The 18,894-nt window shown below is 49.2% G+C and carries 12 protein-coding genes and 5 tRNA genes; all 17 read right to left on the reverse strand.

Annotated elements, in window-relative coordinates; all coding sequences use genetic code 11:
- Positions 1-150: 150 nt before the first annotated feature.
- The 17 genes from CWE21_RS03915 to CWE21_RS03995 all read right to left on the reverse strand — a co-directional run bounded on the left by CWE21_RS03915 (position 151) and on the right by CWE21_RS03995 (position 18,735).
- Positions 151-1,740 (reverse strand): serine hydrolase domain-containing protein, encoded by a 1,590-nt coding sequence (locus CWE21_RS03915; RefSeq protein WP_126833159.1) that lies wholly within the window; start codon positions 1,738-1,740, stop codon positions 151-153.
- A gap of 108 nt (positions 1,741-1,848) precedes the next feature.
- Complete coding sequence (gene rpoC / locus CWE21_RS03920) at positions 1,849-6,087, reverse strand: DNA-directed RNA polymerase subunit beta' (RefSeq protein ID WP_126833160.1); 4,239 nt, start codon at positions 6,085-6,087, stop codon at positions 1,849-1,851.
- 35 nt (positions 6,088-6,122) lie between these two features.
- Positions 6,123-10,151: a DNA-directed RNA polymerase subunit beta gene (gene rpoB / locus CWE21_RS03925; protein WP_126833161.1), complete on the reverse strand. Its 4,029-nt coding sequence runs from the start codon at positions 10,149-10,151 to the stop codon at positions 6,123-6,125.
- Between the two features lie 215 nt (positions 10,152-10,366).
- Complete coding sequence (rplL, locus tag CWE21_RS03930; protein WP_126771758.1) at positions 10,367-10,744, reverse strand: 50S ribosomal protein L7/L12; 378 nt, start codon at positions 10,742-10,744, stop codon at positions 10,367-10,369.
- Positions 10,745-10,797: 53 nt separating this feature from the next.
- Positions 10,798-11,316 carry a 50S ribosomal protein L10 gene (gene rplJ / locus CWE21_RS03935; RefSeq protein WP_126833162.1) on the reverse strand — a complete coding sequence of 173 codons (519 nt, stop codon included), beginning with the start codon at positions 11,314-11,316 and terminating at the stop codon, positions 10,798-10,800.
- 255 nt (positions 11,317-11,571) lie between these two features.
- Entirely contained in the window at positions 11,572-12,267 is a 696-nt protein-coding gene (gene rplA / locus CWE21_RS03940) for a 50S ribosomal protein L1 (RefSeq protein WP_126833163.1), read from the reverse strand.
- A 1-nt stretch (position 12,268) separates the two neighbouring features.
- Positions 12,269-12,700, reverse strand: a complete 432-nt coding sequence (rplK, locus tag CWE21_RS03945) for a 50S ribosomal protein L11 (protein WP_126763538.1) — start codon at positions 12,698-12,700, stop codon at positions 12,269-12,271.
- 296 nt (positions 12,701-12,996) lie between these two features.
- The gene (gene nusG, locus CWE21_RS03950; RefSeq protein ID WP_126833164.1) at positions 12,997-13,539 is read right to left on the reverse strand and encodes a transcription termination/antitermination protein NusG; all 543 of its coding nucleotides are present in this window, start codon (positions 13,537-13,539) and stop codon (positions 12,997-12,999) included.
- A gap of 3 nt (positions 13,540-13,542) precedes the next feature.
- Positions 13,543-13,923 (reverse strand): preprotein translocase subunit SecE, encoded by a 381-nt coding sequence (secE, locus tag CWE21_RS03955; RefSeq protein WP_126771766.1) that lies wholly within the window; start codon positions 13,921-13,923, stop codon positions 13,543-13,545.
- 109 nt (positions 13,924-14,032) lie between these two features.
- Positions 14,033-14,109 (reverse strand) — tRNA-Trp (locus CWE21_RS03960).
- Positions 14,110-14,417: 308 nt separating this feature from the next.
- Complete coding sequence (gene tuf, locus CWE21_RS03965) at positions 14,418-15,602, reverse strand: elongation factor Tu (protein WP_126833156.1); 1,185 nt, start codon at positions 15,600-15,602, stop codon at positions 14,418-14,420.
- A gap of 99 nt (positions 15,603-15,701) precedes the next feature.
- Positions 15,702-15,777: transfer RNA gene (locus tag CWE21_RS03970), tRNA-Thr, on the reverse strand.
- 13 nt (positions 15,778-15,790) lie between these two features.
- A tRNA-Gly gene (locus CWE21_RS03975) sits at positions 15,791-15,865 on the reverse strand.
- Between the two features lie 64 nt (positions 15,866-15,929).
- Positions 15,930-16,014: transfer RNA gene (locus CWE21_RS03980), tRNA-Tyr, on the reverse strand.
- A gap of 15 nt (positions 16,015-16,029) precedes the next feature.
- Positions 16,030-16,105, reverse strand: a tRNA-Thr gene (locus CWE21_RS03985).
- Between the two features lie 89 nt (positions 16,106-16,194).
- Positions 16,195-17,493 (reverse strand): adenylosuccinate synthase, encoded by a 1,299-nt coding sequence (locus CWE21_RS03990; protein ID WP_126833165.1) that lies wholly within the window; start codon positions 17,491-17,493, stop codon positions 16,195-16,197.
- Positions 17,494-17,574: 81 nt separating this feature from the next.
- Positions 17,575-18,735, reverse strand: coding sequence for an aminotransferase class V-fold PLP-dependent enzyme (locus tag CWE21_RS03995; protein WP_126833166.1), 1,161 nt, complete (start codon positions 18,733-18,735; stop codon positions 17,575-17,577).
- Positions 18,736-18,894: the final 159 nt, after the last annotated feature.

An 18,894-nucleotide genomic window follows, 5' to 3' on the forward strand; every position in this document is an offset into this window, starting at 1 on the left:
GTGAAAAAATCCAATCCCCCGCGACCACGAGCTAAACGCCCGCCAATTACGGGGAGGCCGAATTTTAATGGTCAATAATTGGACTGTCAAGGAAAAGCGACGATTGCAAACCCGAGCAAGCGTCGCTTTACTGTAGGATAACGGTAAGATTTACTCGCTAAGTAGGCGTTTCGCCTGAGAATTCACATCCATGGCTTGGTTGCTAAGTAAGATAACCGCTTCGGATCCATCTGCATAAAAGCCGACGTAACTGGCAAAGCCAGCTGTGCGACCATTATGCCATACCAGCGTGTGGTCTGCGTCGGTTTGTTCGAGCATCCAGCCCAACCCTTGCTCGCAACAAGCGGCGAAATCAACCCGTGGTGTTAACATCAACTCTCGCAATTGACTATCTTCTGCCAGCCTTGCTTGCATACCTTGAACATAGTTAACCATGTCCGGTAAGGAGGCTACCACAGCCCCAGCACCGGCCAAGGCCGAGAAGCGCCACGGGCCGACTTGCTGACCCAAGCTATTGTAGGGAGTGGCGAGCCGAGGCGATACTTCACGATCGGCTGTCGCAAGATAGCTCGACGTCATTCCAAACGGCTCAAAAATCCGCTCCTGCAGCAAACTTTCTAAGCTCATGTCTTGTGCTTTCGCCAACGCCTCACCCAATACCCCGAAAGCGTAATTGGAATAACTATGTTGCTTCTTGCCAAGCGTTTGTTCATTCAGTGCCGCCGTAAGCATGGCAAGGTCATAATGACGATACGGGTCATGTTGATTCGCATTGGCAAACAGATCAGCAGGCAGGCGCGGCAAGCCACTGGTATGGGTCACCAGTTCCAACATAGTGACACCTTCCGGTGCGCCAGGAAAAACGCTGCTTAACTCCGTTTCTAGTTCAAGCACACCTCGCTGCACAGCGTCGGCGAGCAAATAAGCAACGAATGTTTTACTAACCGAGCCAATCTCATACAACGTTTGTTCATCATGGTCCCCAGCATACTCAATGCTAACTTTATCACATAGTAGATGTGCAGTTGCGCCCCCGAAGGTACCGAACTCAGCTGCTTTTACTTGTGGGGCAGGACGCTCGGCGGTGACCTTACTTAAATTTAAAGCGAAAGCCATACCTTGAAACCATACACCTTCATAGACACCTTCATCATTCCGCTCACCTTTGTAAGTGGCTTTCAACATTGGCGCTGACGCAGTGAGTTTCTGGCCGTCGATGTGCACCTCCTGCAACGGTATGCCGTAAGATTCCTGCGCTGGGCTGTCGAGCGTTGCGACGAATCCATCTTTGACTACGGCGATATTAAAGTGCAGCGGCAATTCGGTTCCACTGGCATTCAACACGCCGGCGTACTTGCCCTCAAAAGCGAGGCGTTCACTGTCGGCTGCGGTCAAACGATGCAAGGTAAGAGGCAGTTTAGCTCCCTGCTCAAAGTCCCCAACAATTTGGTCTTGCTGATAAGCACCCGCGAACTTAACACCTAAGTCAGGCACCGCAAAACTTAGTTGCTCATCGGCAAACTTTAGCTCTTGCAGTGGGTACGTTTGCGGACCTTGATTAGGGCTCTGCAACTCAGCGCGTTCTTCAGTCAACGAAAGACCAATCGTCAGCCGCATCCCTTGGGGCAAGTCTAATGTGCCCCGCCACTCGCCGTGAAGCTTGGCAGGTACCTCAGACGCAAAGCTAAAAGGAGCAACCAGCAGTGCCCACACCAGCACCAACCATTTTGCTTGAATCATGTTTCATTCCTTTTGTTAACACTCACTAGGTTCAACATAGCCCAATAAAAAAGGCCAGTCGATGTCGACTGGCCTTTTAATTGTTAGCAGATGTAGCGTGCTAAGTGCTTATTCAGCGTTATCGCCGCTTTCGCCTTCTTCGTTACCGAAGTTCAAAGCGTCGGCCAACTGCTGCTCCGCTTGTTCTGCGGTTAGCTTAGGCGCTTCGCCTTGGGCTAGAGCTTCCATACGCTTGCGCGCACGGTCACGGTGGTAAGCGAAACCGGTACCCGCTGGGATCAAACGACCCACGATAACGTTTTCTTTCAGACCACGTAGTGGATCTTGCTTACCTTGTACGGCCGCTTCAGTCAGCACGCGCGTAGTTTCTTGGAACGACGCCGCAGAGATGAATGACTCGGTTGAAAGTGACGCTTTGGTAATACCCAATAGCTGACGCTCGTAGGTCGCTGGGATCTTACCATCTGCCTCAGCTTTCGCATTCGCAGCCAATACTTCTGAAAGCTCCATCATCTCGCCTTCGAGCAATTCAGTTTCGCCTGGATTCAGGATAATTGCCTTACGCAGCATCTGACGCACGATGGTCTCGATGTGCTTATCGTTAATTTTTACACCCTGCAAACGGTAAACTTCTTGCACTTCGTTAACGATATAGTTCGCCAAGGCGCTGACGCCACGCAAACGTAAGATATCGTGCGGTGCTTCTGGACCGTCGGCAATAACTTCACCTTTGGTCACTTGTTCACCTTCGAAGATGTTCAACTGACGATACTTAGGAATCATCTCTTCGTACTGGTCACCGCCATCAGTTGGGGTGATTAGAAGACGACGCTTACCTTTAGTCTCTTTACCGAAGCTCACGGTACCCGTGATTTCTGCCAAAATTGCAGGCTCTTTCGGACGACGTGCTTCGAACAAGTCGGCAACGCGCGGTAGACCACCGGTAATATCGCGTGTTTTTGAACCTTCTTGTGGAATACGTGCAACCGTATCACCTACTTTCACTTCAGCATTATCTTCAAGGTTGATAATGGCGTTACCTGGCAAGAAGTACTGCGCAGGCATATCGGTACCGGCGATATTCACGTCGTTACCTTTAGCGTCAACCAACTTAACCATCGGACGCATGTCTTTACCGGCACTGGTACGCTGACCGGTTTCTAGCACAACGATGCTCGAAAGACCGGTAAGTTCGTCGGTTTGACGGGTCATGGTGACACCATCAATCAAGTCAACAAACTTCAGACGACCTGCTACCTCGGTAATGATTGGGTGCGTATGCGGGTCCCAGTTCGCAACGATTTCGCCAGCATCCACGCCGTCGCCTTCGTTCTTCTTAAGAACCGCACCGTAAGGTACTTTATAGCGCTCACGCTCACGACCGAACTCGTCGATCAAGGTCAGCTCGGTTGAACGCGACGTGATCACGATGTGACCGTCAGTGTTCTCTACGAACTTAGCGTTGTGTAACTTAAGCGTACCTTTGTTCTTCACCTGTACGCTGTTGGCTGCAGAGTCACGCGATGCCGCACCACCGATGTGGAAGGTACGCATGGTCAACTGGGTACCTGGTTCACCGATAGACTGGGCAGCGATAACACCCACTGCTTCACCTTGGTTAACCAAGTGGCCACGAGCCAAGTCACGACCGTAACAGTTTGAACACACGCCGAAGTCAGTATCACAAGTGATAACCGAGCGTACTTTTACTTCGTCGATTGAGTTCTGTTCCAACACGTCACACATTTTCTCATCAAGAAGTGTGTTGCGCGGAATCAAGACATCGTTTGAACCAGGGGCCAACACGTCGTCACAGACCACACGGCCCAATACACGCTCGCGCAATGGTTCTACAACGTCACCACCTTCAATAAGCGGCTTGATGTAGAGACCTTCTTCTGTACCACAGTCTTCTTCAACGATAACAACGTCTTGTGCTACGTCGACCAAACGACGGGTCAAGTAACCCGAGTTTGCTGTCTTCAATGCGGTATCGGCCAAACCTTTACGCGCACCGTGAGTCGAGATGAAGTACTGCAAAACGTTCAGACCTTCACGGAAGTTCGCCGTGATTGGCGTTTCGATGATGGAGCCGTCTGGCTTGGCCATCAAACCACGCATACCGGCCAACTGACGAATCTGTGCGGCACTACCACGAGCGCCCGAGTCCGCCATCATGTAAACCGAGTTGAACGAGTCTTGCTCTTCTTCTTTACCTTCACGGTTGATCACGATTTCTTTCGAGAGGTTTTCCATCATTGCTTTGGAAACTTTCTCGTTCGCGGTCGACCAGATGTCGATAACTTTGTTGTATTTCTCGCCTGCGGTAACCAAGCCCTGCTCGAACTGTTCTTGGATCTCAGCAACTTCTTCTTCAGCTGCATCAATGATCACTTTCTTCGCCTCAGGGATAACCATGTCATCGATACCTACCGATGCACCCGCCACCATTGCGTAATGGAAACCGGTGTACATAATTTGGTCAGCGAAGATGACAGTTGGTTTCAGACCAAGGTCACGGTATGAACGATTCAACAAGCGGCCGATTTGCTTTTTGCCCATCGACTGGTTGATCATTTCAAACGGCATACCTTCAGGCAAAATCAATGACAAGATGGCGCGGCCCACAGTTGTGTCATACACAGTGGTCGTTTCAGTGCGCTCACCTTCTTCACTGATTTGAACTTCTTGCAAACGCACTTTAACGCGTGCATGCAATTCAGCAACGCCTGTACGGTAAGCTTTTTCAGCTTCCTTAGCGTTTTTGAAGATCATGCCTTCGCCTTTGGCGTTTACTTTTTCGCGGGTCATATAGTACAGACCCAAGACAACGTCTTGCGAAGGTACGATGATTGGGTCGCCGCTAGCAGGTGACAAGATGTTGTTCGTTGACATCATCAAGGCACGTGCTTCAAGTTGTGCTTCTAAGGTCAATGGCAAGTGAACGGCCATTTGGTCACCGTCAAAGTCAGCGTTATAAGCCGCACACACCAATGGGTGCAACTGAATCGCTTTACCTTCGATAAGGACCGGCTCGAACGCCTGGATACCCAAACGGTGCAGGGTTGGTGCACGGTTTAGCATCACTGGGTGTTCTTTGATCACTTCATCAAGCACGTCCCATACTTCTGGGATTTCGCGCTCAACCATTTTCTTGGCTGCTTTAATAGTGGTTGCAAGGCCACGACCTTCCAATTTTCCGTAGATGAACGGCTTGAACAGTTCCAAAGCCATTTTCTTCGGCAGACCACACTGATGCAGACGCAATTTAGGACCAACGGTGATAACCGAACGGCCTGAGTAGTCAACACGCTTACCAAGCAAGTTCTGACGGAAACGACCCTGTTTACCTTTGATCATATCGGCCAAAGATTTCAGAGGACGCTTGTTGGTACCGGTAATAGCACGACCACGACGGCCGTTATCCAATAACGCATCAACCGCTTCTTGTAACATACGTTTTTCGTTGCGCACGATAATGTCAGGTGCGGCAAGGTCAAGTAGACGCTTCAAACGGTTGTTACGGTTGATCACACGACGGTACAAATCGTTCAAGTCTGAAGTTGCGAAACGGCCACCATCGAGTGGTACCAACGGACGTAGATCCGGCGGCAACACTGGCAACACTTTCAGAATCATCCACTCTGGCTTATTACCTGACTGGTGGAATGACTCGAGCAACTTCAGGCGCTTGCTGATTTTCTTACGCTTGGTTTCTGAATTAGTTTCTGGCAACTCTTCACGAAGCTGTTTGATATCGGCTTCAATATCAATGTGTTGCAACAAGCTTAATACCGCTTCTGCACCCATTTTCGCTTCGAATTCATCGCCATGTTCTTCCAACGCATCGAGGTACTCTTCTTCAGTCAGAATTTGACTGCGTTCGAGTGACGTCATGCCGGCTTCAGTTACAACATAAGATTCGAAGTACAGCACGCGCTCGATATCACGCAAGGTCATATCAAGCATCAAGCCGATGCGGCTTGGCAGTGATTTTAAGAACCAGATATGCGCAACAGGGCTGGCAAGCTCGATGTGACCCATGCGGTCACGACGAACTTTAGTGAGGGTGACTTCAACGCCACACTTCTCACAGATAACGCCACGATGCTTCAAGCGCTTGTATTTACCACACAAGCACTCGTAATCTTTGACTGGACCAAAGATACGCGCACAGAACAAACCGTCACGCTCAGGCTTGAACGTACGATAGTTGATCGTTTCTGGCTTTTTCACTTCACCGTAAGACCAGCTGCGGATCATGTCCGGCGAAGCAAGTCCGATGCGAATCGCATCGAACTCTTCAGTCTGGTTTAGCGGTTTTAAAAACTTTAATAAGTCTTTCACGATTTATCTCCTGGCAATTAGCGTCCGGTCTAGTCTCAGTCTTGGTCCAACTCGATGTTGATACCTAGTGAGCGGATTTCCTTCAGCAATACGTTGAAGGATTCCGGCATACCAGCTTCCATGCGCAAGTCGTTGTCGACGATGTTTTTGTACATCTTCGTACGACCGTTTACGTCGTCCGATTTGACCGTCAACATTTCTTGCAACGTGTAAGCCGCACCGTATGCTTCCAATGCCCACACTTCCATCTCACCGAAGCGCTGACCACCGAACTGTGCTTTACCACCCAGCGGCTGCTGAGTAACCAAGCTGTACGAACCGGTTGAACGCGCGTGCATCTTATCGTCAACCAAGTGGTTGAGTTTCAGCATGTACATGTAACCCACGGTTACATCACGCTCGAAGCGTTCGCCAGTACGTCCGTCATACAAAGTGATCTGGCCAGACTCAGGCAAGTCACCAAGTTTCAGGAGTTCTTTAATTTCACTTTCAATCGCACCATCGAAGACTGGGGTTGCGGTAGGCAAACCTTTCTTCAGGTTGTTCGCGAGACGCATAACTTCGTCGTCGCTGAAGGTGCTGATGTCGACTTCTTGACGCGTATCACCTAAGTCATAGACTTTTTGCAGGAATTCACGCATCTCAGCAACTTTAGCTTGTTGCTTCAACATCTTCTCGATCTTGGTACCGATACCACGAGCCGCCAAACCTAAGTGCGTCTCAAGGATCTGACCAATGTTCATCCGCGATGGTACGCCCAGCGGGTTCAGAACGATATCGACTGGGTTACCCTCAGCGTCGTATGGCATATCTTCAACTGGCTGAATAGTTGAGATAACACCTTTGTTACCGTGACGACCGGCCAGCTTATCGCCTGGCTGGATGCGACGGCGAACCGCGAGGTACACCTTAACGATTTTCAACACGCCTGGCGCAAGGTCATCACCTTGGGTGATCTTACGGCGCTTGTTCTCGAACTTGCTGTCGAAGTCGTTACGCAGTTCTTCATACTGTTGAGCAATTTGCTCGAGCTGCTGCTGCGCATCTTCGTTCTTCAGGTTTTGTGTGAGCCACTTGCTTTGCTCAAGACCGGCAAGTTTTGACTCGTCAAAACCGTTGGCCAGCAACAAGCTACGTGCACGCTCATAGATACCGCGCTCAAGGATCTTGAACTCGTCGGTCAAGTCTTTCTTAACCTGTTCAAGCTGCATGTTCTCGATGTCGAGGGCACGCTTATCTTTTTCGACGCCGTCACGGGTGAAGACTTGTACGTCAATAACAGTACCGGTCACGCCGTTAGGTACGCGCAGTGAGCTGTCTTTAACATCAGACGCTTTCTCACCAAAGATGGCACGTAGCAGCTTCTCTTCTGGGGTCAATTGCGTTTCGCCTTTAGGCGTCACTTTACCTACCAGGATGTCACCACCGCCTACTTCAGCACCTACGTAAACAACACCTGATTCATCAAGCTTGTTCAGCGCTGATTCACCCACGTTTGGAATATCTGAAGTAATTTCTTCAGCACCCAACTTGGTGTCACGAGCCACACAACTTAATTCTTGGATATGGATAGTGGTCAAGCGATCTTCTTGTACCACACGCTCCGAGATCAAGATGGAGTCCTCGAAGTTATAACCGTTCCAAGGCATGAACGCGACGCGTAAGTTTTGACCCAAGGCCAAGTCACCCATATCGGTTGATGGACCATCTGCCAATACATCACCACGCATCACCGGTTCACCAACGTTAACGTTAGGAATCTGGTTAATACAGGTGTTTTGGTTCGAGCGGGTGTACTTAACGAGGTTGTAGATATCGATACCGGCTTCACCAGGTACCATCTCTTCTTCGTTAACTTTAACCACGATACGGCTGGCGTCGACTTTATCGACCACACCGCCACGCTTGGCGACCACAGTTACACCTGAATCCACAGCTACTGTGCGTTCAATACCGGTACCTACGAGCGGCTTATCAGCGCGCAAGGTTGGTACCGCTTGACGTTGCATGTTTGAACCCATCAAGGCACGGTTGGCGTCATCGTGCTCAAGGAACGGAATCAAGCTTGCAGCGATTGAAACGATCTGCTGTGGTGAAACGTCCATATATTGGACTTGTTCTTTCGACATCAATGTCGTCTCACCTTTGTGGCGACACGGCACGAGGTCTTCAGTCAACTCACCTTTATCGTTGGTCTTCACGTTCGCCTGGGCGATTACGAATTGACCTTCTTCGATGGCTGACAAGTAATCTACGTCATCAGTGACAACACCATTGTCTACGCGACGATACGGAGTTTCTAGGAAACCGTATTCGTTGGTACGCGCAAAGGTCGACAAAGAGTTGATCAAACCGATGTTTGGACCTTCAGGGGTTTCGATAGGACATACGCGACCGTAGTGCGTTGGATGTACGTCTCGAACCTCAAAGCCTGCACGCTCACGGGTCAAACCGCCCGGACCAAGGGCAGAAATACGACGCTTGTGCGTCACTTCTGACAACGGGTTGTTTTGGTCCATGAACTGTGACAATTGGCTTGAACCAAAGAACTCTTTCACCGCAGCACTAATCGGCTTGGCGTTGATCAAGTCTTGCGGCATGATGCTATCAAGGTCACCAAGGCTTAGGCGTTCTTTAACGGCGCGCTCTACACGAACCAAACCAACACGGAATTGGTTCTCAGCCATTTCACCTACTGAACGGATACGACGGTTACCGAGGTGGTCGATATCGTCCACTTCGTCGACACCGTTACGGATTTCGATCAGCTTACGCATGACATCGATGATGTCTTCGTTGGTCAAGGTGCCTGGGCCAGTTAAGTCATCACGACCTAAACGACGGTTGAACTTCATACGACCTACCGCTGACAAGTCATAACGGTCATCACTGAAGAACAAGTTATCAAACAAGGCTTCCGCCGCTTCTTTCGTTGGCGGCTCGCCTGGGCGCATCATGCGGTAGATTTCTACCAACGCTTCCAAGCGGTTGTTGCTTGGATCGATACGCAGGGTTTCGCTCATGTACGGACCATGATCAAGGTCGTTCACGAACAAGGTTTCAAATTTCTTAAAGCCAGCTTCACGCAGCTCAGCCAACAACTCAAGCGTTAGTTCAGAGTTTGCTTCTGCAACCACTTCGCCGGTCTTCTTGTTGACGTAATCTTTCGCGAGAACTTTGCCAACCAAGTACTCAAGTGGTACTTCCATTTCTGGCTGGTTAAGACCTTCGATTTGCTTAATGTGGCGCGCAGTAATACGACGACCTTTTTCGACGATCATCTCGCCGTCATCGTTCTTGATGTCAAATTTCGCGGTTTCGCCGCGGAGACGCTCTGGCACCAACTGCATGAATACTTTCTTACCACGGAACTGGAAGTACGTGGTTTCGAAGAACATCTCGAGGATTTCTTCCGTCGTGTATTCAAGCGCACGCAAAATGATCGACGCCGGTAATTTACGACGACGGTCGATACGTACAAATACGTTGTCCTTTGGATCGAACTCAAAGTCTAACCAAGAACCACGGTATGGAATCACGCGTGCGTTATAAAGTACTTTACCTGACGAATGGGTTTTACCCTTGTCATGGTCAAAGAACACGCCCGGCGAACGGTGTAACTGAGAAACGATAACACGCTCGGTACCGTTAATAACAAAAGTACCGTTTTCAGTCATCAATGGGATTTCGCCCATATAGACTTCTTGCTCGCGCATATCTTTAACGGTGCCTGCCGCTGCTTCTTTATCATAAAGAACCAAGCGCAGTTTCACTCGCAATGGAGCAGAATAAGTAATACCACGAATTTGACACTCTTTGACGTCAAAAACTGGCTCACCAAGGTGATAGCTCACGTACTGCAATTCCGAATTACCTGAATAAGCGGCAATCGGGAATACTGAGCGGAAAGCTGCTTCCAGACCATTATTACCTTCTGGATCCAGCTCAATAAATTTTTTGAATGAATCTAATTGGATTGACAACAGGTAGGGTACCTCGAGTACATGAGGTCGTTTACCAAAATCCTTGCGAATACGTTTTTTCTCAGAGTAGGAGTACGCCATGGGGTTCCTCAGCTAGCTGATTGATGACCCTAACCACCGGGGAGTCGATGGTTAAAAACAAACTAGTTACAGCTTGTCGTTCCCGTTTTTGTCACCGCGAGCATGCACCCCAATAACGGGCAAAAATGATACATGCTTAACAGCGCAAAAAGCCTGGTGACTCAAAAAGTCACCAGGCCTAGGCCTATGCGGCCAGTTTTTGTGTCAGTCGTTGATTATTTAACTTCAACTTCTGCACCAGCTTCTTCAAGCTGCTTTTTCAGTTCTTCAGCTTCGTCTTTCGCGATGCCTTCTTTAACGGCTACCGGTGCAGACTCAACCATAGCTTTCGCTTCTTTCAGGCCAAGACCAGTTGCTGCGCGAACTGCTTTGATTGCGCCAACTTTGTTTGAACCAGCTGATTTCAATACTACGTCGAATTCAGTTTTCTCTTCTGCAGCAGCGTCGCCGCCTGCAGCTGGGCCAGCAGCTACTGCAACAGCAGCAGATGCGTCAACACCGAATTTCTCTTCAGCAGCTTCGATCAGTTCTACCAGTTCCATTACTGGCATTTCAGCGATTGCATTCAAGATATCTTCTTTAGTAAGAGCCATAACTCTAAACTCCTGGGTTAAAAATTACAAAAAAATTGGTTAAAAAACCGCTTCTATTTAGCGTCTTTAATTGCCGCCAACACACGCACAAACTTAGTAGGTACTTCGTTAACTGTACGAACGAACTTACTAACAGGTGCTTTGAAGGTGGCCAGCAATTTCGCCAATGCTTCGTCACGCGTCGGAAGTGATGCAACTGCATCAAGTTTGTCTGCGCCCATTACACCGCTACCGATGTGGAGTGCAGTTACTTTAAGGTGCTTGTTCTCTTTAGCGAAGTCTTTGAACAAACGAGCAGAAGCGCCCGGTGCATCCAAAGAAAAGCCGTAAACAAGTGGACCTTTCAGTACTTCGTCCATGTCTTCGAACTGCGTACCTTCAAATGCGCGCTTCGCTAGAGTATTCCGAATAACCTTCAGATATACGCCTTGCTCACGAGCTTGACGACGCAGGACAGTCATGTCCGCAACTTCCATACCGCGATACTCAGCAACAGCGACGGATAGAGCGTTCGAAGCAACTTCGTTAACTTCTTTAACGATTGCCTTTTTTGCTGCTAAACCTAGTGCCACTGATATCACCTCTTTTTTTAGTTCTTGGCAGAGCCGCGAACTATCGTTACACATAGGTAGACCGGAATTGCATCTACCACGTTGTCACGGTGAATCTCTTACCCAGAGAGTCTGAGCCGGATTTCACCATCTGCGCAGGAAATTAAGTGTCGCTAATCATTTCTTCTCAGAAATCACCGCGAGACACCTGCGGTCTTGGACGGGAGCCACATTCACTAAGCTATTACACGAAGTGGCGACTCCAACCCACAAACCTTAGTTGCTGCCGAGTGAACCCTGGTCGATGGCAACGCCAGCGCCCATAGTTGTCGACAAGCTAACTTTCTTGATGTACTGACCTTTCGCTGAAGAAGGCTTCGCTTTCTTCAATGCAGCCAGCAATGCTTCCAAGTTTTCTTTCAATTTGTCGTTATCGAAATCAACTTTACCGATAGTCGCGTGGATGATACCCGCTTTATCGTTACGATAACGAATCTGACCCGCTTTCGCGTTCTGAACTGCCGTCGCAACGTCAGGTGTTACGGTGCCAGTTTTAGGGTTTGGCATTAGGCCACGTGGACCTAAGATTTGACCCAACTGACCGACTACACGCATTGCGTCAGGTGAAGCGATAACAACGTCAAAGTTCATTTCGCCTTTTTTCACTTGCTCAGCAAGATCTTCCATACCGACCAAGTCAGCACCAGCTTCTTTAGCTTTGTCTACGTTTGCGCCGCTAGTAAAAACAGCTACGCGAACGTCACGACCGGTACCGTTTGGCAATACAGTTGCGCCACGAACGTTTTGATCAGATTTACGAGCGTCGATGCCGAGGTTGACTGAAACATCAACGCTTTCTTTGAATTTTGCAGTTGCCAATTCTTTCAACAGAGTGATTGCTTCGTTGATTTCGTAATCACGAGCTTCAACTTTCTCTTGAATCAGGCGAGCGCGCTTGCTTAATTTAGCCATCTTACAGACCCTCCACATTCAGGCCCATCGCACGAGCAGAACCGGCGATAGTACGTACTGCTGCATCAAGGTCAGCCGCTGTTAAGTCTGGCTCTTTAACCTTGGCAATCTCTTCCAACTGAGCACGGGTAACAGTACCCACTTTCTCAGTGTTAGGACGACCTGAACCACTCTTGATACCTGCAGCTTTCTTCAACAAGAATGCAGCTGGAGGAGTCTTAGTGATGAACGTGAAAGAACGGTCTTCGAATACTGTAATTTCAACAGGAACTGGTGCGCCTTTTTCAAGCTGATCAGTTGCTGCGTTGAACGCTTTACAGAATTCCATGATGTTCACACCGTGTTGACCAAGTGCTGGACCAACAGGAGGTGACGGGTTTGCTGCACCAGCTGCAACTTGCAGCTTGATGATAGCGCTAACTTTCTTAGCCATGTTATATACCTCTTGGTTTGGGTCTAACGCCTTGTAAGTCTTCAATTTTTGCGACCATCAACAGGCCTCAAAAACCAAGGGGTGACTTACTCAAACGGCTCCCCGACGTAAAAAAGGAGGCGAAGTATAGCCGTTTTCGCACTCCAATGCAATACAAGGCGGACAAAAAACGTCCGCCGATGTTCGATGTTCGATGTTCGATGTTCGATGTTCGATGTTCGATAGTAACGAGAAACGCTTTAGTCTCAGCTTTCAACAAACATCAAACAGCGAATAGCAAACAACGCTTTTGTGTTTTAGGCTTTTTCTACTTGGCCGAACTCGAGTTCTACTGGCGTTGCGCGACCGAAGATCGAAACAGAAACCGTCAAACGGCTCTTCTCGTAATCTACGCTTTCAACGGTACCATTGAAGTCAGCAAACGGACCATCATTGACACGCACCACTTCACCTGGTTCAAACAAGGTTTTCGGCTTCGGCTTGTCTACAGACTCTTGCAGACGGTTAAGAATGGCGTCGGCTTCTTTCTGCGTGATTGGCGTTGGGCGATCTTGTTTACCACCGATAAAGCCAAGCACACGAGGGATGCTTTTAACCAAGTGCCACGACTCATCGTCCATCGCCATTTCTACCAAGACATAACCCGGGAAGAATTTGCGTTCGCTTTTGCGACGCTGGCCGGCTTTCATCTCAACCACTTCTTCGGTTGGCACGAGGACTTCACCGAACTTGTCTTCCATGCCATGCATTTTGATGTGCTCACGCAGAGACTGCGCTACACGCGATTCAAAACCTGAAAAGGCTTGTACTACGTACCAACGCTTCTTAATTTCGCTCATCGCTTAAAACTCCAGTCCGGTGAAGAATCCTACTACGCGTACCAGAATCGCATCCATGCCCCACAGAATCAATGACACAATCGCAGTAGCAACTACCACGATAATGGTGGTCTGAGTGGCTTCTTGGCGCGTCGGCCATACGACACGGCGTACTTCGGTGCGGCTTTCTTTGGCAAAGCTACGGAAGCGGCGACCCTTACCGGTCATACCCGCTACGATACCTGCAACAGCCACCAATACGACGACTGCGATAGCGCGATAAAGTACAGAAACTGTTTCACCGTAATAGTAATTACCTAATACAGCGGCAGCCAAAAGCGCGATAGCGATAATCCACTTGATGCTATCGAAAGAACTGCTTTGCGTTTCGGAAGTAGCACTCATTATTCAATCCTGTATTTAGAAAAACCGTTGTTTGCTATTTGCTGTTTGCTGTTCGAAAAAGCGTTCTCAACAAACAACGAACAGCGAATAGCAAACAGCGAATTTATGTTGGCAGGGGTGGAGGGATTCGAACCCCCAACCGTCGGTTTTGGAGACCGCTGTTCTACCAATTGGAACTACACCCCTGCAATTCACCGTCAGATGACGGAAAATGGACGCTGTATTATACCGATCAAGGCGCTTAAAACAAGAGCAAACGAAGGGCGTTGTTTGCTATTCGCTATTCGCACGTTCGCTGCGCTCACTCTTCGTCTAAAACAAAGAGCGCTTTGGCTTTAAACGAACAGCAAACAGCAAATAGCGAACAACGCTTTAGGTTTAAACGAACAGCAAACAGCGAATAGCGAACAACGCTTTTCCGAAATTAAAAAAGGGAGCCGAAGCTCCCCTTTTATAGCCTGACCCGTAGTAGAACTACGGGCTACGCGGCGATATTAATCTAAGATCTTAGATACTACGCCGGCGCCTACTGTACGGCCACCTTCACGGATTGCGAAGCGCAAGCCTTCGTCCATCGCGATTGGGTGAATCAAGTCAACAACGAATTTCAAGTTGTCGCCTGGCATTACCATTTCTACGCCTTCTGGCAACTGGACTGCACCAGTTACGTCAGTTGTACGGAAGTAGAACTGTGGACGATAGCCTTTGAAGAACGGAGTATGACGGCCGCCTTCTTCTTTGGTCAATACGTACACTTCTGCTTCGAACTTGGTGTGTGGAGTGATTGAACCTGGCTTCGCCAATACTTGGCCACGCTGGATCTCGTCACGCTTCGTACCACGCAACAATGCACCGATGTTCTCACCTGCACGACCTTCGTCAAGCAACTTACGGAACATCTCTACACCAGTTACAGTTGTCTTCGTAGTATCTTTGATACCTACGATTTCTACTTCGTCACCAGTGCGCACAATACCGCGCTCTACACGACCAGTTACTACAGTACCACGACCTGAGATCGAGAATACGTCTTCGATTGGCATGATGAACGGCTTGTCGATGTCACGCTCTGGCTCTGGGATGTATGAATCCAAAGCTTCTGCCAACTCAAGAATTTTCGCTTCCCACTGCTCTTCGCCTTCCAACGCTTTCAACGCTGAACCTTGAATCACTGGCAAGTCGTCACCTGGGAAATCGTACTCAGAAAGAAGTTCACGAACTTCCATCTCTACCAATTCCAACAACTCTTCGTCGTCTACCATGTCACATTTGTTCATGAAAACAACGATGAAAGGTACGCCTACCTGACGTGACAACAAGATGTGCTCACGTGTTTGTGGCATAGGACCGTCAGTTGCAGCTACTACCAAGATAGCGCCGTCCATCTGCGCAGCACCGGTGATCATGTTTTTCACATAGTCAGCGTGTCCTGGGCAGTCTACGTGTGCATAGTGACGAGTAGGAGTATCGTACTCAACGTGTGAAGTTGAGATGGTGATACCACGCGCTTTTTCTTCTGGCGCGTTATCGATGGCAGCAAAGTCTTTCGCGGCGCCACCGTAGGTTTTTGCCAATACGGTTGTAATGGCAGCAGTCAGAGTAGTTTTACCATGGTCAACGTGGCCGATAGTACCAACGTTAACGTGCGGTTTCGAACGTTCAAATTTTTCTTTTGACATGACAGCCTCTCTTTGGACAACGTACGGTGGTTAAACACCTAAATTGAGTCAAATTTACGTAACCGATGAGAATGTTTTCGAGGGGGCTGGCCGAAGAGATGGTGCTGATAGGCGGATTTGAACCGCCGACCTCACCCTTACCAAGGGTGCGCTCTACCAACTGAGCTATATCAGCACTTACAGATTATTGGAGCGGGTAGTGGGAATCGAACCCACATCATCAGCTTGGAAGGCTGAGGTAATAGCCATTATACGATACCCGCATGCCTTGAATCGGGCCACCTCAAACCATTCTGAACTCACCGCATTCAAACAGACAATGCAAATTGGTGGAGGGGGCAGGATTCGAACCTGCGAAGGCTGAGCCGTCAGATTTACAGTCTGATCCCTTTGGCCACTCGGGAACCCCTCCAAACAAATTTTGAGTTGGTGCCGGCAGAGAGAGTCGAACTCCCGACCTACTGATTACAAGTCAGTTGCTCTACCAGCTGAGCTATGCCGGCACCCCGGTTAGGTGGAGCGCATTCTATTGTATCGATTTTGATGATGCAATAGTAAATGCTGATTTTTTTACGATTCCGCGACTGTTTGGTTAATTTGCGAACGGATGTTGCAAAATAATCGTTTCAGCGCGGTCTGGGCCTGTTGAAATAATATCCACAGGAACCCCAGTAAGTGCTTCGATTCGCTTGATATAAGCAAGCGCCTCGGTTGGTAAATCTTTGTGCTCAGTAATGCCTACTGTGCTTTGTTCCCAGCCTGGCATACTTTCGTAAATCGGCTCGACACATTCGTAGTCTTCAGCCGCCATCGGTGGGTACTCAGTGATAGTACCATCAGGTAACTTATAACCGGTACAAATTTTTAATTCTTTTAAGCCATCAAGCACGTCAAGCTTGGTCAAGCAGAAACCACTGACAGAGTTAATTTGTACTGCACGTCGTGCGGCAACAGCATCAAACCAGCCAGTGCGACGCTTGCGACCTGTGGTCGCGCCGAACTCGTGACCTTTCACGCCCAAGTGTTGACCTACATCGCAATCGAGCTCGGTAGGGAATGGGCCACTACCGACACGCGTGGTGTAGGCTTTGACGATACCTAATACATAATCAATGTAACGCGGGCCAAAACCGGCACCGGTCGATACGCCACCAGCGGTGGTGTTTGACGATGTCACGTACGGGTAGGTACCGTGGTCGATATCCAGCAATGTACCTTGCGCACCTTCAAACATGAGATTCTCGCCGGCTTTGCGAGCGTCATCAAGTAGCGCTGGAATATCTGCAACCATGCCTTCAAGTTGCGCTGCCACTTCGCGACAGTAAGCGAGGACTTCGTCTACATCTACCGCATCAACTTTGTAGTAGTTGACCAAGGTAAAATTGTGGAACTCAACCACTTCACGCAATTTTCCTTCGAAGCGCGCAAAGTTGAACAGGTCGCCAACGCGTAAGCCACGACGCGCCACTTTGTCTTCGTATGCAGGACCAATACCACGACCGGTGGTACCGATGGCTTTATTGCCACGAGCTTTTTCGCGCGCTTGGTCGAGCGCAATATGATAAGGCAGAATCAATGGGCACGCTTCGCTGATCAGCAAGCGCTCACGAACAGGAACACCACGCTTCTCGAGCATGGCAATTTCTTCCATCAAGGCTTCTGGCGATAAAACCACGCCATTACCGATGACACACTTCACGTTGTCACGCAAAATGGCCGATGGAATAAGATGAAGTACGGTTTTCTCGCCCTCGATCACCAAGGTGTGTCCGGCGTTGTGTCCGCCTTGATAACGAACTGCCAACGAAGCTTTATCGGTAAGTAAATCAACAATCTTACCTTTACCTTCGTCACCCCACTGCGTGCCGAGAATTACGACGTTTTTACCCATGATTAGTGCTACCAGCGTTACTGTTGAAAAAACAGGCGGCGATTTTAACAGGTATTTGCCGCCTTCGGTAGCCCATCAAGCTCAGCTTAACGCTTTTTTCAAACGCTGATAGTCATCAACATCATGGTAAAGCGCAAAACCAAATCTAAGCCGCTTGCCGCGGTAATCGGTTTCGACACCAGCTTGCTGTAACTTATCAGCAAGTTGCGCAACTTCTTCTGCAGACGAGAGCTGGAAAGTTAAGAAATGTCCGTGATGACTAAGATCATCGACCAACAGGTTCTCTCGCTTCAATAGTGGGTGTGCAAGTGAATCAATCACTTGCAAGAAGGCTTGTTGAAGGTGCTGCACATACTGGTGGATCTGAGCAACACTGATGTTGTCTTCACGCCACCACTGTAATACTGCTTCAAGGCGATATAGCGCCGTAAAATCCATGGTTGCTCCTGCAAAGCGCAGGCCATCGTTCGCATATTCCACGCGTTGCTGTTGCGGCTTCGCCAAATTAGCAAAATCGGCGAACCAACCTGTATATTCAGGTCGCAAAGGCGTGTTACGCGGCACACTCATAAAGCAACACCCCTCGCCGGCCTGCAAATACTTGTATGCACCGGCAACATAGAAAATCCGGTCAGCAACCGCGCGTAAACGGGTTGGCAGCGCCCCACAGCCGTGATAGCCATCGATGATCACTTGTGTCGTTGTTGGTATTTCGTCGATCCAGGTTTCCACCCAGGGGGCAACTACCCCCGAATTAAAAAACACCTGACTACAAAAGACCAAATCGAAAGGCTGTGATTGCAAAGCCCGTCGCCAGCGTTGTGCAAAATCGCTGTAGGGCTCACAGGCAATGCGCACTACCTCAACGTTACCGCGCTCTTCGAGGCGCCGAACTTGACGCGAAAAACTGTGAAACTCACCGTCGCTCGTCAAAATCCGCAGCGGCTGCGCAGGGTCGCAGCAAGTGATGACGCGATACAGTAGTTCATGGGTGTTACCAGCAAATACAAACTGCTCCGGTGCAGGATGGTCAAGTAGCTCAGCAAGCAAGTGCTGAACACTCGGAATACGCTCACCGAAAATTGTGTTCCACTTATGGTCGACGCCTCTGGCGCTGTCGTCCCAATACGCAAGCTGCGCCGCACGGGTCACGTCAGGCCAATAGTGATGGCTATGAGGTGAGCAGTGGAGCGAGTCAGGATGCTGCTCAAGAAAATACCGATAATGCTTCTTATACGACATAAAAGATCCAAGAGCGATGTTTGCTGTTCGCTGTTCGTTGTTTGTTTAAACCAAAAAACTCGGAAGTAACAATATCCTGCTTTCAACGAAAAGTGAACGCAGTGAACGTGCGAACAGCGAACATCAAACATCGCCTTTCGCTCATAAAAAAAGCCGGCG

This window comes from Pseudidiomarina aquimaris, assembly GCF_003987395.1.
Classification (GTDB): domain Bacteria; phylum Pseudomonadota; class Gammaproteobacteria; order Enterobacterales; family Alteromonadaceae; genus Pseudidiomarina; species Pseudidiomarina aquimaris.